At 75.5% G+C, this 13,411-nt stretch carries 12 protein-coding genes; 6 read left to right on the forward strand and 6 right to left on the reverse strand.

Translation table 11 applies throughout. The features are described 5' to 3' along the window. Window positions 1–538: 538 nt before the first annotated feature. Genes rpsR through rpmG form a run of 4 tightly spaced genes read right to left on the reverse strand, consistent with a single transcriptional unit; the run spans window position 539 to window position 2,365 of the window. Window positions 539–781, reverse strand: a complete 243-nt coding sequence (gene rpsR, locus BLT82_RS31215; RefSeq protein WP_093660931.1) for a 30S ribosomal protein S18 — start codon at window positions 779–781, stop codon at window positions 539–541. Window position 782: 1 nt separating this feature from the next. Continuing rightward, window positions 783–1,922 carry a CobW family GTP-binding protein gene (locus BLT82_RS31220; protein ID WP_093660933.1) on the reverse strand — a complete coding sequence of 380 codons (1,140 nt, stop codon included), beginning with the start codon at window positions 1,920–1,922 and terminating at the stop codon, window positions 783–785. Then, window positions 1,922–2,176 (reverse strand): type B 50S ribosomal protein L31, encoded by a 255-nt coding sequence (locus BLT82_RS31225; RefSeq protein WP_093660935.1) that lies wholly within the window; start codon window positions 2,174–2,176, stop codon window positions 1,922–1,924. The genes BLT82_RS31220 and BLT82_RS31225 overlap by 1 nt, the downstream gene beginning before the upstream one ends. Window positions 2,177–2,200: 24 nt before the next feature. Then, window positions 2,201–2,365 (reverse strand): 50S ribosomal protein L33, encoded by a 165-nt coding sequence (gene rpmG, locus BLT82_RS31230; RefSeq protein WP_017949758.1) that lies wholly within the window; start codon window positions 2,363–2,365, stop codon window positions 2,201–2,203. A 53-nt stretch (window positions 2,366–2,418) separates the two neighbouring features. Between rpmG and rpmB the strand changes: the two genes are divergently transcribed. Both rpmB and rpsN read left to right on the forward strand, forming a co-directional pair. Beyond that, complete coding sequence (gene rpmB, locus BLT82_RS31235) at window positions 2,419–2,655, forward strand: 50S ribosomal protein L28 (protein ID WP_093661019.1); 237 nt, start codon at window positions 2,419–2,421, stop codon at window positions 2,653–2,655. Next, entirely contained in the window at window positions 2,655–2,960 is a 306-nt protein-coding gene (gene rpsN, locus BLT82_RS31240) for a 30S ribosomal protein S14 (RefSeq protein WP_093660937.1), read from the forward strand. Before rpmB ends, rpsN begins: the two co-directional genes overlap by 1 nt. 240 nt (window positions 2,961–3,200) lie before the next feature. Here rpsN and BLT82_RS31245 read toward each other — a convergent pair whose 3' ends face one another. Next, a complete protein-coding gene (locus BLT82_RS31245) occupies window positions 3,201–4,343 on the reverse strand; it encodes a DUF2786 domain-containing protein (RefSeq protein ID WP_093661021.1) in 1,143 nt (380 codons plus the stop codon). Between the two features lie 146 nt (window positions 4,344–4,489). Here BLT82_RS31245 and BLT82_RS31250 point away from each other — a divergent pair, with 146 nt between their 5' ends. From BLT82_RS31250 to BLT82_RS31265, 4 genes are all read left to right on the forward strand, one after another. Next, window positions 4,490–5,392, forward strand: coding sequence for an ABC transporter ATP-binding protein (locus BLT82_RS31250; protein ID WP_093660939.1), 903 nt, complete (start codon window positions 4,490–4,492; stop codon window positions 5,390–5,392). Beyond that, window positions 5,386–7,515 (forward strand): ABC transporter permease, encoded by a 2,130-nt coding sequence (locus tag BLT82_RS31255; protein ID WP_244529784.1) that lies wholly within the window; start codon window positions 5,386–5,388, stop codon window positions 7,513–7,515. Before BLT82_RS31250 ends, BLT82_RS31255 begins: the two co-directional genes overlap by 7 nt. 4 nt (window positions 7,516–7,519) lie before the next feature. Continuing rightward, window positions 7,520–8,077: a sugar O-acetyltransferase gene (locus BLT82_RS31260; protein ID WP_093660941.1), complete on the forward strand. Its 558-nt coding sequence runs from the start codon at window positions 7,520–7,522 to the stop codon at window positions 8,075–8,077. Between the two features lie 209 nt (window positions 8,078–8,286). Further along, on the forward strand, window positions 8,287–9,972 hold the full coding sequence (locus BLT82_RS31265) for a bifunctional 3'-5' exonuclease/DNA polymerase (RefSeq protein ID WP_093660943.1): 1,686 nt from the start codon (window positions 8,287–8,289) through the stop codon (window positions 9,970–9,972). A gap of 158 nt (window positions 9,973–10,130) precedes the next feature. Here the strand turns inward: BLT82_RS31265 and BLT82_RS31270 are convergent, their stop codons facing one another. Next, the gene (locus BLT82_RS31270) at window positions 10,131–13,304 is read right to left on the reverse strand and encodes an AfsR/SARP family transcriptional regulator (RefSeq protein ID WP_093660945.1); all 3,174 of its coding nucleotides are present in this window, start codon (window positions 13,302–13,304) and stop codon (window positions 10,131–10,133) included. Window positions 13,305–13,411: the final 107 nt, after the last annotated feature.

Here is a 13,411-nt window from a genome sequence, read left to right on the forward strand (position 1 = left end):
GCGGATGCGGAGCGTCCGCTCCCCTCCCGGACGACGGGTCGTCGGCCCGCGGGAGGGCGGGGAAAGCGGACGGGTCCGGAACCGGCCGCGCCGCGGGCCCGATGACGTCCATCGGGCCGGAGGTCTCCGGGCGGGCGCCGCGGGGCGCTGACCTCGGGTTTCGCCGGCGCCCTCCCGACCCGCTCGGGCGGACGGGGCCGGGACCGCTCGACCGGCGCGGCGCTCGGGCGTCGCCGGGGCCCGACCCTCGGCGCGCCGCCGGATCGCCGGCCGGGAGGCCCGCCGGGTCCCTCCGCCCCGGACGCGCCGGAACCGCTCGTACGGATGGAGCCGGTCCCGTACGTCGGGGGGCGGGGCGGCTCGGGCCGGTGGATACGCCGTCTGCCGGAGCGCTTCCCGGACACGGGTCCGGCCTCCCGGCGCACCTTGGGGTGCTCCGGGAGGCTCGGGAGGCGCATGCGTACGCGGGCAGTGCGCGGGCAGAGGGGTCTCCGGACGAGGGCGCGCGGCCGCTCACCGGATCCTGCCCGCGCGGCGCTCAGCGGGGCGAGGACGCGTACGGCAGCAGGGCCATCTCGCGCGCGTTCTTGATCGCCCGCGCCAACTGCCGCTGCTGCCGGGCCGTCACCCGGGTCACCCGCCGGCCGCGGATCTTCCCGCGGTCGGAGAGGAACCTGCGGAGCAGGTCCGTGTCCTTGTAGTCGACGTACGTGATGCCCGCCGCGTCCAGCGGGTTCGGGCGGGGCTTCACCGGTGTGCGGTGAAATGGGCGCTTGGCCATGTCACACCTCCAGGAGGGAGTCGAAGGCCGGCGGCAGGCGCTTCCACGCCTCGGGCCCGGCGACGTACTCGGCGTCGGTCAGCAGGCAGGAGTCGAGGAGTTCCGACAGGCCCTCGCGGTCGAGCCCCGGCGAGGTGAAGACCAGGTGCTGGCAGCAGTCGCCGTGCTCGGGATGCCAGTCCAGCGCCGCAGCGGCCCGGCGGACCGGCGGGACCATCTCCCAGGCGGCGTCGGGGAGAGAGGCCAGCCACGGCCCCGCGCTCTCCACGCAGAGCGCTCCCCCGGCCGCGTCCCACGACAGCAGCGTGTCGGGCCGGTCCGCCAGCCAGAACCGGCCCCGGCTGCGGGCCGCGGCGCAGGTCAGATCCTCCAGCGCCGCGTACAGCCGCTCCGGGTGGAAGGGCCTGCGGCGGTGCCAGACGTACGTCCCCACTCCGCACTCGTCCGCCTCCTGCGGCAGCAGCGCGCAGGCCGGATGCTGCGCGGCGGCCGCGGCCTCCACGTCGAAGCCGGCCAGTGCGACCGCGGCCAGCTCGTCGCCGTCCACCGCCACCTGACGGGCCGTCGGGTGCAACTGGGCGAGCAGGGCCCGGTCCTCCTCGTCGGCGTCGTCCCCGCCGGCGAGGGCGAGCACCGGCGCGTACTCGAGCTGGCGCGCCCAGGTGTCGGCGACCGTGCGCCGATCGGTCGGTGCGGCGGCGAGCCCTGCGTCCATCAGGTCGTCGCCGTTGGCGAGATACGGCAGCAGGAGTGAGGGGTCCACGGCCGTGATCACGCTCGTGACCCGCAGCCGGTCGCCGTGGGCGGCGACGACCTCGGCCATCGCCTTGGGCTCGACCGAGTCCCAGAGCTCGACGATCGCCAGCCGGGTGAGTCCGCCGTCGGCGAGCCGTTCCAGCTCCGGCACGAGGTCCTCGCGCAGTGCGCAGCAGGCGCAGTCGTTGACGAGCGGCGCCTCCCCCTGGGAGAGGACACCGGTGGCGTCGCGCACGCTGCGCCGGACCGTGCCCTGGACGGCGGTCGACAGGTCGTGCCGGAGCGCGACGCTGCCGTCCACGGCGGTCAGCAGCTTCGCGACGGCGGCGGCACGGGCGTCGGAGTGCAGCCCGCCGACGATCGCGACGGGAAGCGTCCCCGCCATCACCGGGCCTCGCGCCGTCCGTAGCGCCGCTCGAAGCGATCGACGCGGCCGGCGGTGTCGAGGACGCGGGCCGTGCCGGTGTAGAAGGGGTGGCTCGCGGAGGAGATCTCCACGTCCACGACGGGGTAGGTGCCGCCGTCCTCCCACTCCACGGTCCGGTCGCTCGTGATCGTCGAGCGGGTGAGAAAGGCGAATCCGGCCGCCCTGTCGCGGAAGACGACGGGGCGGTAGGCCGGATGGATTCCGGGCTTCATGACGGGTCTCCCTCCTGCTCCCGCTCAGCGCTCTTCACGGAAGTCGACGTGCCGGCCGGCGACCGGGTCGTACTTGCGCAGCGTCAGGCGGTCGGGGTCGTTACGGCGGTTCTTGCGGGTGACGTAGGTGTAGCCGGTCCCCGCGGTGGAGCGGAGCTTGATGATCGGGCGTAGTTCGTTGCGGGCCATGCGGGTACAGTAAATGGAAATGGTTTCCATTTCCAAAGGAAGGACGTGTGACGTTGTCCGCACGCTGCCAACTGACCGGGGCCGAGCCCCGCTTCGGCAATCGCATCTCCCACTCCCACCGGCGCACCTCGCGCCGCTTCGACCCGAACATCCAGCGCAAGCGGTACTGGCTGCCGAGCGAGGGCCGGTACGTACGGCTCTCCCTGAGCGCGAGGGCGATCAGGACGGTGGACGGCATCGGCATCGAGGCGGCGGTGGCCCGCATCCGTGCGCGGGGGGAGAAGGTCTGATGGCGAAGAAGAGCAAGGTCGCGCGCAATGACCGGCGCCGGGAGGTCGTCGCGCGGTACGCCGCGCGGCGCGCGGAGCTGAAGCAGATCATCAGGCGCCCCGGAACGAGCGAGGAGGACCGCCTGGCCGCGCAGCGCGAGCTGCGCCGTCAGCCGCGGGACGCGAGCGCGACCCGCGTCCGCAACCGCGACGCGGTCGACGGCCGCCCGCGGGGCCACCTCCGCAAGTTCGGCCTCTCCCGCGTACGCCTGAGGAACCACGCGCACGCGGGGTTCCTGCCGGGGGTGACGAAGTCGTCCTGGTAGGGGGCCGCCCGCGGCGAGGGACGTGAGCGTCCGCCGGGGGTGGGGTCGCGGCGGGGGCGTCCGGCGGGAGCCCGTCGGCGGACGAGCGCATGCGCCGGGAGCCGGCCCGCGCGGGTGGCGACGGGCGGTTCGGGGTGGTGGCCGGCAGCGCGCCGCGCACCCGCCGCCGGTGCCGCTCGAAATCGCGGCGGCGGCCCGTGCAGGCCCGCCCTCCGGGGCCGGCTCTCGAAGCATCCCGCTTCAGTGCGGGAGTTCACCCCGGCGGTCGCGGGGGCGCACGCGGGCGTCGTCGGCCGCCGCGGTGCCGTCGTGCCAGCCCGCCGCGTCCGTCGCGCCGCGGACGCGGGTACGGACCGTGTCCGGGAAGAGGCGTTCCGCGTGGTCCGTCACGGCGACGTCGCGGGCGGCGAGAGCCGGGAGGAGGTCGCCACCGGCCGTGTCGTGCGCCACGTGGGACGTCGCGCGCTCCAGCCGGTCGCCGATGCGATGCGCGTACGCAAGAAGGAACGACTGCCGGAACGTCTTCGTCCGCTTGCGCCCCCCGGCCCGCTGGGACGCCTCGGCGCGCGTCATCGCCGTCGTCCCCTGCACCAGCAGCGAGGTGTACAGCAACTCCACCGCCTCCAGGTCCGCCTCGAAGCCGACCACGGTCGAGAAGCCGAGGCCGCTGTTCCAGACCGCGCGGCAGCGGTTCGCCGAGGCCACCGCGTCCAGCAGGATCGCCTTGGCCGTCTCGTACGGCGCGTCGACACCGATCCGGCAGGCGACCGGCACGTCCGCGCGGTGGGTACGGGCCGCGAGCACCGCGTCGTCGATGCTGTGGCGCGCCATCAGCTCCTGCGCCTTCGCGGTCAGCGCCTCCGCCTCCTCCGGGTAGCCGGTGGCCTCCGCCTTGGCGAGGAGAGCGCGGATCCGGGTGAGCATCCGCGGCTCGCCGTGCGGGGCGGCCCACGCCCGGTGGACGGGCGTTCCGGGCACCGGCCCCACCGGCTCGATCGCCGGCAGCCGCACGAGGAGCCGGTAGAGCCGGAGCACGGCGGTGGCGCGGGAGAACCGGTCCGCGGGCCGCCGCCCGCTCCCGCCGCAGGGCAGTTCGCCGAGCTGCGCGCGCCAGCGCGGCGGCAGGTCGTCCCCGTACCGCCGGGACTCCGCCGCGATCAGCTCCGCGGCGAGCTCCGCATGGCTCTCTTCGAGGTCACGGCGGACGATCCGCACGACATCCGCCGGCTGCCAGCCGCGCTCCCACGCCCGTCGCACGAACTCCTCGCCGCGCCGGGCCAGTTCCGCGTCGGCATCGGGCGGCGCGGCGGCCAGCAGCGAGGCGCCGGTGTCGAGTGCCTCGTCGTCGTCGGCGTACAGCGCCCCGCCCAGCGCACGCTCCACCACATCCACGCCGATCGAGCCTACGCGAGTCCTCCCCCGGTGCCCGGCGCAGGCCGGGCGGCGAGGCCCGGGGTAGGGCCTGCCCTACCCCGAGGACGCCCCCCAGTGGTCGTGATCGAAGGCCCCGCCGAAAGGAGCCTTGAGCCATGACCACGACATCGTCCACGGCCCCGACCGCCACCTCCGCCCCCGCCGTCGTACGGCTCCGTGCTCTGCGCCGCACCTACGGGGGAGTCGCCGCACTCGACGGCGTCGACCTCGACGTCCTCCCGGGTACGTTCACCGCCGTCATGGGCCCCTCGGGATCGGGGAAGTCCACACTGCTGCAGTGCGCGGCGGGCCTGGACCGGCCGACGTCCGGCACGGTCGAGGTGGGCGGGACGGAGCTGACCGGACTGAGCGAACGCCGGCTCACCCTGTTGCGGAGGGACCGGATCGGCTTCGTCTTCCAGTCGTTCAACCTCGTGCCCTCGCTGACCGCCGCCCAGAACGTCGCCCTGCCTCTCCGCCTCGCGGGCCGTCCCCCGTCCCGTGCGCGGGTACGGGAGGCCCTCGAGGCGGTCGGGCTCGACGCCCGCGCGCGGCATCTGCCCTCCCGGCTCTCCGGCGGTCAGCAGCAGCGGGTCGCGCTGGCACGGGCGCTGATCACGCGTCCCGCGGTGCTCTTCGGCGACGAACCGACGGGGGCGCTGGACACCACGACGGGGCGGGCGGTGCTGGTGATGCTGCGGGAACTGGTGGACCGGGAGGGACTGACGCTGATCATGGTCACTCATGATCCGGCGGCCGCGTCGTACGCCGACCGCGTGCTGTTCCTGGTCGACGGGCGGCTGGTGGGCGAGCTGGCGTCCCCGTCCGCGGGGCAGGTCGCCGCGGCGATGACGGACCTGGAGACGGCCGCGCCCACCCACGAACCCGCGCCCACACCGGCACCGCTACCCGCAACCACACCCGCGCCCGCGCCCGCGGACGGCCGCGCGATTCGGGCGGCCGCTTCCCGCACCCCCGGCCCCTCGCGTCACCACACCACCGGAGGCTCCACGTGCTGATCGTCGTCCTCGCCTCGCTCCGGGCCCGCTGGACCGGCCTTCTCGGGAGCTTCACGGCGCTCGCGCTGGGCGTGGGGCTGCTCGCCGCCATGTGCGTCGGTCTCGCGGCGACGGCCGACGCGCCCGTGCGGGCGGCCGAGCGGTTCGCCGGCGCACCCGTCGTCGTCATGGGGACGGACACGCTCACGGTGGAGGTCGAGCGCGGCCCCACGACGGCCCGGATCTCCCAGCGGCTCGCGCATCCACAGCCTGTGGACATCGAACTCCTGCGCGGCCTCAGGGCTCTCGGCCCCCTGGCGACGGACGGCGGACCGGACGCGGTCGGCGTCACCGCCGACCCCGAAGCGGTGCGGGCCGTCGTCGGCGACCGCGCGCAGGTCCTCACCGGCGACGAGCGCCGGCGCGCCGACCCCCGGCCCGAGCGGGACGCCGAAGCGCTCATGACCGTGATCTCCCTGCTGGGGACCGCCTGCGGGGTCACCGCGTTCGTGGCGGTGTTCGTCGTCGCCTCGACGTTCGCCTTCGCCGTGGCGCTGCGCCGCCGCGAGTTCGGCCTGCTGCGGACGGCCGGCGCGACCCCGCGGCAGCTGCGCGTGCTGGTGCTCACGGAGGCGGCCGCCGTCGGCGTCATCGCCTCCGCCGCCGGGTGCGCGCTCGGCGCGTGGGGCGCGCCCCTGCTCGCCCGGCTGCTGGTCGACGGAGGAATCGCTCCGGCGTGGTTCACCGTCGGCGACCACGCCTGGCCCTTCCACGCCGCGTTCTGGACCGGGCTCGTGGTGGCGTGCGCCGGGGCCTGGACGGCGTCGCGCCGAGCCGGCCGCACCGGTCCCGCGGAGGCGCTGCGCGAGGCCGACGCCGAGAGCGGCGGGTCGCCGCTCGGCCGGCGGCTGCTGGGCGGGGCGCTGCTGCTGGCGGGTGCCGGGCTGCTGGTCTGGACGCTCGCTACCGACCCGGCCGATCTGCTGAAGCGCAAGACGTACACGACCGTGCCGATGGTGCTGATCACGGCGGTGGCGGTGCTGTCGCCGGTGCTCGTGGGGCCGACGGCGCGGCTGATGCGGCTGCCCGGGGCCGCCGGGCTGCTGATCCGTGCCAACGTCAGGGCCGCCCGGCGCCGGACCGCCGCCGTCGCCGCCCCCGTCCTGGTGACGGTGGCGATGGCCGGGTCCCTGATGGGCTCGGCGGCCACGGTGACGGCCGCGAAGGGCGCGGAGGCCCGCGGGCAGACGTCGGCCGATCTCGTCGTCACCGGCGCGGAACTGACGGCCCCGGGGCCGATTCCGGGCGCCCTGGTGTCGGCCTCCGCCACCACCGCCGTCTTCGTACGGGAGGACCGCACCGCGCTCGTACGGTCCGAGGCGCGCGCCGTCACCGACCCCGCGGCTCTGGCAACGATCGCCCGCCTGCCGGTCGTGGCCGGCGATCTCCGGGACCTCGACAACCGCTCCATCGTCGTGAACGAGGAGTGGGCCGAGCACCGGGTGGGGGCGGCGGTGGACGTGTGGCTGGGCGACGGCCGGCCGGTCACGCTGCGGATCGCCGCGGTCCTCGCGGCGGGGACCGGCGGCAACGGCGCCTACGTCACGGCCGCCAACGTGCCCGCGGCACAGCTCGACCGCCTCGACGTGCGTCTGGCCGGCGGAGCGGACCGCTCCGCCGTCACGGCCGCCCTGCGGGCCACCGGGGGCGAGGTCCGCACGGCGGACGCCTGGGCCGCGGCCACGCACCCCCGCACCGGTCCCCAGATCCGGCTCGGTCTGCTGGTGGTGCTCGGCATCGCGCTCGTGTACACGGCGATCGCGCTGGCCGGCACGCTCGTCATGGCGGGCTCGGCACGGGCGGGGGAACTCCGGGCGCTGCGGCTCACCGGAGCGACGAGGGCGCAGATCGTGGCGGTCGCGGCGGGCGAGTCGCTGCTGGCGGTGGGGATCGGAGTGCTGCTGGGCGCCGCCGTCACGGCGGTGAACCTGGCCTGCCTCCTCGCGGCGCTGGCCGCGCTGTCGGCGCCGGTGACAGCGGACCTGCCGTGGACGGTGCTTGGCGCCTCGGTCGCCGGGTGCGCGCTGATCGCCGTGGCTGCGGGAATCGCACCGGTCCTCACCGGCCGCCGGGCCGTACGGTGACGCCATGGGTGAGAACAAGCAGCGCATGCTGGCAGGAGACTGGTACCTCCCCGACGATCCCGAACTCGCCGCCGACAGCGAGCGGCGCTTCGCACTCTGCGCGGCCTACAACGCCGACGGCGGAGCCCCGCCCGCCGAACGGACCGCGATCCTCGCCGAACTCCTCGGCTCCGTCGGCCCCGGTGTCCGGATCCGGCCGCCGTTCCAGTGCGACTTCGGCTACCACATCGCGATCGGTGAGGGCACGTTCGTCAACTTCGGGGCGGTGTTCCTCGACGTCGCGCCCGTCACGATCGGTGCTCACTGCCAGTTCGGGCCGAACGTCCAGTTGCTCACCGCCTCCCACGAGCTGAACGCGGAGCGCCGCCGGGAGGGCTGGGAGAAGGGCGACCCGATCACGGTCGGCGACAACGTGTGGCTCGGCGGGGGCGTCATCGTCTGCCCCGGCGTGGCGATCGGCGACGACACGGTGGTCGGGGCCGGAGCCGTCGTCACCCGGGACCTGCCCCCCGGTGTGCTGGCGGTGGGCAACCCGGCGAGGGTGATCCGCACACTGACGTGACGACGGGGCCCGTCCCCTTGCCCGCGGCCGTACGGCATTGCCCGGAGGAGCGGCCCCGGGGGCTCCGCCCTGCCGTCGGCCGCGCGGCGGGCGGAAGCCGGACGGGCCGCGGGCCCGCCGGCAGCCACGCCGGCGAGGTCCCCTCCGGGGCCGCCCCCGCCCGGGGCGGCCCCGCGGCTATGTCAGTCGTGAGTGCCAGACTCGCCACCATGAACGAACGGTGGGCCGTGGCCCCGGCCGAGGACGGCGGAGCGGTGCTCGTACCGCTCGGCCCGGACGGGCTGCCCGCCGGGGAGACACGCAGGGAGGCGGATCTCGTCGCGGCGGTGCGGTCGCGGCCTGAGGTCGGACGGTGGGTGTGGCGCTCCACCGCCGAGATCTATCCCCGGCTGCTCGCGGCGGGCGTGAGCGTCGAGCGGTGCTACGACATCGAGGACGCCGAACTGCTCCTGCTCGGGCACGAGGGGCGGCTGGGCGAGCCCCGTTCCGCCGCCGCCGCGTGGGCCCGCCTGCGGCACGCCCCCGTTCCGGACGATCCGCCGCCGCGCGCCGCCGTGCCGGGCTCGCAGTCGTCGCTGTTCGAACCGGAGCCCGTGGCCGTGCCGTTCGAGGGCCTGCTGGAGGTGTACGCGGAGCAGCAGCGAAGACACGAGGCCACCGAGCATCCCGGCCGGATGCGGCTGCTGACCGCGGCCGAGTCGGCGGGGATGCTGGTGGCCGCGGAGATGAACAGGTCGGGTCTGCCGTGGCGGGCGGACGTCCACCGGGAGGTCCTGCACGAACTGCTCGGCGAGCGGTACGCGGGCGGGGGCGAACCGCGCCGCCTCGCCGAGCTGGCCGACGAGGTCTCGGCCGCGTTCGGGCACCGGGTACGGCCCGATCTGCCCGCGGACGTCGTCAAGGCGTTCGCCCGGTCCGGGATCAAGGTGCGCTCGACCCGGCGCTGGGAGCTGGAGGAGATCGACCATCCGGCCGTGCGGCCGCTGATCGCGTACAAGAAGCTGTACCGGATCTGGACGGCCCACGGCTGGAGCTGGCTGCAGGACTGGGTGCGGGACGGGCGCTTCCGGCCGGAGTACCTGCCCGGCGGCACCGTGTCCGGCCGCTGGACCACCAACGGCGGCGGTGCGCTCCAGATCCCCAAGGTGATCCGGCGTGCCGTGGTCGCGGACGAGGGCTGGCGGCTCGTCGTCGCCGACGCCGACCAGATGGAGCCCCGGGTGCTCGCCGCCATCTCCCGCGACCCGGGGCTGATGGAGGTCGCCGGACACGACGGCGACCTGTACACCCGGCTGTCGGACCGGGCGTTCTCCGGAGACCGCGACCACGCCAAGATCGCGCTGCTCGGCGCCGTCTACGGACAGACCAGCGGCGACGGGCTGAAGAACCTGGCGGCACTGCGCCGTCGCTTCCCCCGGGCCGTGGCCTACGTGGACGACGCGGCACGCGCCGGCGAGGAGGGACGCCTCGTGCGCACCTGGCTGGGCCGCACCAGCCCGCCGGCTGCAGGTGCCCGCGACGACGACGAGGCCGGAATCCCCCAGGAGGGCGGTGACGAGACCGCGTCACAGAGCGAGTTCGCGCCGGGCTACGCCTCGACGGACGCCAGGGCCCGCGGCCGGTTCACCCGCAACTTCGTCGTCCAGGGCAGTGCCGCGGACTGGGCACTGCTGCTCCTCGCGGCGCTGCGCAGGGCGACCGCGGGCATGCGCGCCGAACTGGTCTTCTTCCAGCACGACGAGGTGATCGTGCACTGCCCGGCCGAGGAGGCCGAGGAGGTGGTGCGGGCGATCCGTGCCGCCGGCGAGCTGGCCGGGCGGGTCGCCTTCGGCGAGACACCGGTGCGGTTCCCCTTCACCACGGCGGTGGTGGAGCGGTATTCGGACGCCAAGTGACGCCCTGCGGCCACCGGCCGTGCGCCGGACCGCCCGCGGCGGAGAACCGGTCACGGGCGGGCGGACCTCACGTCACAGATCTCCTGTCCCGGCCGCGCATCCCAGGCCGCGCCTCCCAGGGGCCCACATCCCCGGCCCCACATCACCGGCGACACGTCTCAGGAGGGTTCGCCGAGGAGCGCGCGGAGTTCGGGGAGCACCTTCGCGTCCGTGCCGTCGAGGCAGGCGTACGCGCGCCGCCACTCGTCCAGGGCCTCGTCGCTGCGGCCCTCCGCGCGAAGCAGCAGTCCGTGCTCGTGGCGGGCCAGCCCCTCGGTGAAGCCGTCGGCGCGGGACACCGCCCGTTCCAGGACGAGGGCGCACTCCCGGGTGGCGGCGGATCCGCGGCCGAGAGCGCGCAGGGCCCGCACGAGTCCTATGCGCGACTGCGACTGGCTCTGCCAGTCGCCCTCGTCACCGTCGCCGATGATCGCCAGGCACTCCTCGAAGTGGCGCAGGGCGAGGCCGGGTTGACCGAGGGTGAGGCGGGCGTAGCCGATGTTGCAGTGGGCCGTGTGCCGCAACAGCGGGCTGCCGAGCCGTACGCCGACGGCGAGGCTGCGCTCGTGGCAGGCGATGGCGTGCGCGGCGTCGGTGTGCTCGTGGAGGTTGCCGAGGTGGCTCAGGATGATCCCCTCGCCGTAGTCGTCGCCGAGGCGCCGGGCGCAGGCGAGCGACTCCTCCAGAGCTTCGGCGGCCTGCTCGTACCGTTCGAGGCGCTCCAGCAGCATGCCGCGGTTGGCGAGCCCGCGCTGGACCCAGCTGTCCTCGCCGAGTCCCCGCCACAGGCCGATGGCCTCGTCGTTGAGCGCCAGCGAACGCTCGCTCCGCCCGAGCATGAAGTGGACCGCGGCGAGATCGGTGAGCGCGTGCGCCTCGGCCTCCCCGTCGCCGGCGGCACGGGCGGCGTCCAGCGCGGCCTCGTTGAGCAGGCCGAGTTCCTGGAGGCGGCCGCGGCGCTGCAGATAGGGGAAGGCGGCCCGGATGACGCGCAGGGCGGTGTGCGACTTCGGCGCGTACGTCTGGGCGAGGGCCACCAGTCCGGGCAGCTCGCGGTCCCCCCAGGCCAGGGCCTCCGCCTCGCCGGGGAAGGGCGGTACCTCGCCGATCGGGGGCGGGACGCGGTTTCCCGCGAGATGCGCCGGGACGAGCGCCAGCCCCGCCTGCCGCGCCGATTCACCGAACCACCGCAGGGCCCGCTCGACGGTCGCCGCGCGCCCCTCCTCGCCGTCCAGCCGTACGGCGAGTTCGTGCGCGAAGTCCCTGACCAGGTCGTGGGGCACGAAGCGCCCGTAGGCGACCTCGTCCAGCAGCGCCACGTCGACGAGCCGCTCCAGCGCGGCGACCGCGCGCCGCTCGTCGAAGGGCGGGCCGGTTCCGTCGCCCGACATCAGATGCGCGACCAGCGCCGCGTCGTACTCGGGGATGTCGACCGCGCCCAGCCGGCGCAGGGCGAGCGCGGCATCCGGGTCCAGGGCCTCGTGCGCGACGGAGAGGGAGCGGCGGACGCTCAGGTCGTCGTACTCCAGGTGGTCCAGCCGGCCGGCCTGGGCGGTGAGGAGCCCGGCGAGGGCCGCGGGGGTGAGGGCCCGGCGGGCCGCGAGCCGGGCCGCGGCGATCCGCAGGGCGAGCGGCAGCCGGCCGCACAACTCGGCGAGCCGGTCGAAGTCGTGGGTGCCGTCCGCCCCGGCGCCGTCGCGGCCCGACACGGCACGCAGCAGCGCGGCGCTCTCCGGCGGGCTCAGCGGGGTGAGCGCGAAGCGCGCCGCACCGTCGAGGGCGGTCAGCGGGGAGCGGCTGGTGACGACGACGGCGCAGCCCGCTCCGGCGGGCAGCAGCGGCCGCACCTGCGCTGCCGACGCCGCGTCGTCGAGGACCAGCAGGGTGCGGGTCGGGGCGAGGGTGGAGCGCAGCAGGGCGGCGGCCGCGTCGGGGCGTTCCGGGATGGCACGCGGCGGCACGCCGAGGTCACGCAGGAGCGCGGTGAGCGACTGACACGGTGTCAGGGGCGTCATGCCGGGGGTGGCGCCGTGGAGGTGGAGATGGAGCTGCCCGTCGGGGAACTCCTCCCGGAGACCGTGGGCGACGTGGAGGGCGAGGGCGCTCTTCCCCACCCCGGCCATGCCGCTGAGGACGGCGACGGCGGGGCGGTCGGGGCCTGGCCGGGTGAGTACGGCCCGCAGGTCCTCGGCGAGTGCCCGGCGGCCGGTGAAGTGCGCGGGGGCGGGCGGGAGCTGGGCGGGCCGGGGGGAGGAGCCGGTGGACGGCACCGGCTCCCCGGACGGGGAGGACCCGGCGGCGGACGGTGGATCCGCCACCGGGGGCGCCCCGGCGGACGGTGCGGCCGCGGCGGGCGGTACGGGCGGGCCGCCGCCGGGAGTCCACGGGTCCTGGAGGATCTCCCGGTGCGCCTGCTGGACCGCGGGACCGGGCTCGATGCCGAGCTCCTCGACGAGCCTGCGGCGCAGCGACCGGTACGCGGCCAGTGCCTCGGCCTGCCGTCCGGTGCGGTGGAGCACCAGCATCAGCTGCCGGTGGAAGGCTTCGCGCAGGGGGTACTGCCCGGTCAGCGCCGCGAGTTCGGGGCCGAGACCGTCGGGGCGCCCCAGCTGGAGGAACGCGTCGTACCGCCATTCCAGGAGCAGCAGCCATGATTCGCGCAGCCGCCGCACCGTCGCGGGGGTGCCGTCCTCGGGGGCGTACAGCCCGCTCAGCGGGTCCCCGCGCCAGAGGTCGAGTGCCGCACGGGAGCTGTCGACGACGGTCTCCCAGTCCTCGTGTCCGCCGTCCGGGCCGCCCCTGCCACCGCCGTCCGACTCGGACCGGGGCCTGCCCGGTGTGCCGTCTCCGGCCGGGGCCGTCCGGTCCCGGAGCTGGCCGCCGGGGCCCCGGCCCTCTTTCGGGGCGACAGCGCCGCCGGGGCCGGCGGCGGAGGTCGTACGGGTGACGGCGCGGATGTAGGCGGCGCGTGCCGTCCCGATGTGGCGCTCGAAGGTGTCGACGTCCAGTTCACCGGGTTCCACGCGGAGCACATAGCCGGGCGCCACGGCCCTCAGCCGGTCCTCCTCGGCGAGCAGCCGACGCAGCCTGGCCACGTGGTTGTGCAGCGAGGCCCGGGCCGAGGCGGGAGGATCGTCACCCCACAGGGCATCAATCAGCGCATCCGTGGGTACGACGCGATTGGCGCGCAGCAGCAGAGTGCCGAGCAGGACGCGGAGTTTCGCGCTGCCCGTCGTGCGGATCTCACCCGCGGCGTCGTGCACGGTCAGCGGACCGAGCAGGCCGAACCGCATTGCCTTCCTCCTGCGCTGACCGTTGGCCTCATGTTAGCGATGTGTTGGTGGAGGCTGGTTGTATCTCCTCGTCGGATCCGGTGAGACGGTGCTCGGCGTGGATGGCC

Source organism: Streptomyces wuyuanensis, from assembly GCF_900103455.1.
GTDB classification, from domain to species: domain Bacteria; phylum Actinomycetota; class Actinomycetes; order Streptomycetales; family Streptomycetaceae; genus Streptomyces; species Streptomyces wuyuanensis.

Bases quoted from the DNA above. Each gene is read 5' to 3' on its own strand.
- BLT82_RS31260 (WP_093660941.1), top strand. From the start codon at position 7,520: ATGGGTGAGAACAAGCAGCGCATGCTGGCAGGAGACTGGTACCTCCCC.
- rpsR (WP_093660931.1), bottom strand. From the start codon at position 781: ATGGCCAAGCGCCCATTTCACCGCACACCGGTGAAGCCCCGCCCGAAC.
- BLT82_RS31270 (WP_093660945.1), bottom strand. From the start codon at position 13,304: ATGCGGTTCGGCCTGCTCGGTCCGCTGACCGTGCACGACGCCGCGGGT.
- BLT82_RS31220 (WP_093660933.1), bottom strand. From the start codon at position 1,922: ATGGCGGGGACGCTTCCCGTCGCGATCGTCGGCGGGCTGCACTCCGAC.
- BLT82_RS31225 (WP_093660935.1), bottom strand. From the start codon at position 2,176: ATGAAGCCCGGAATCCATCCGGCCTACCGCCCCGTCGTCTTCCGCGAC.
- BLT82_RS31250 (WP_093660939.1), top strand. From the start codon at position 4,490: ATGACCACGACATCGTCCACGGCCCCGACCGCCACCTCCGCCCCCGCC.
- rpmG (WP_017949758.1), bottom strand. From the start codon at position 2,365: ATGGCCCGCAACGAACTACGCCCGATCATCAAGCTCCGCTCCACCGCG.
- rpsN (WP_093660937.1), top strand. From the start codon at position 2,655: ATGGCGAAGAAGAGCAAGGTCGCGCGCAATGACCGGCGCCGGGAGGTC.
- BLT82_RS31265 (WP_093660943.1), top strand. From the start codon at position 8,287: ATGAACGAACGGTGGGCCGTGGCCCCGGCCGAGGACGGCGGAGCGGTG.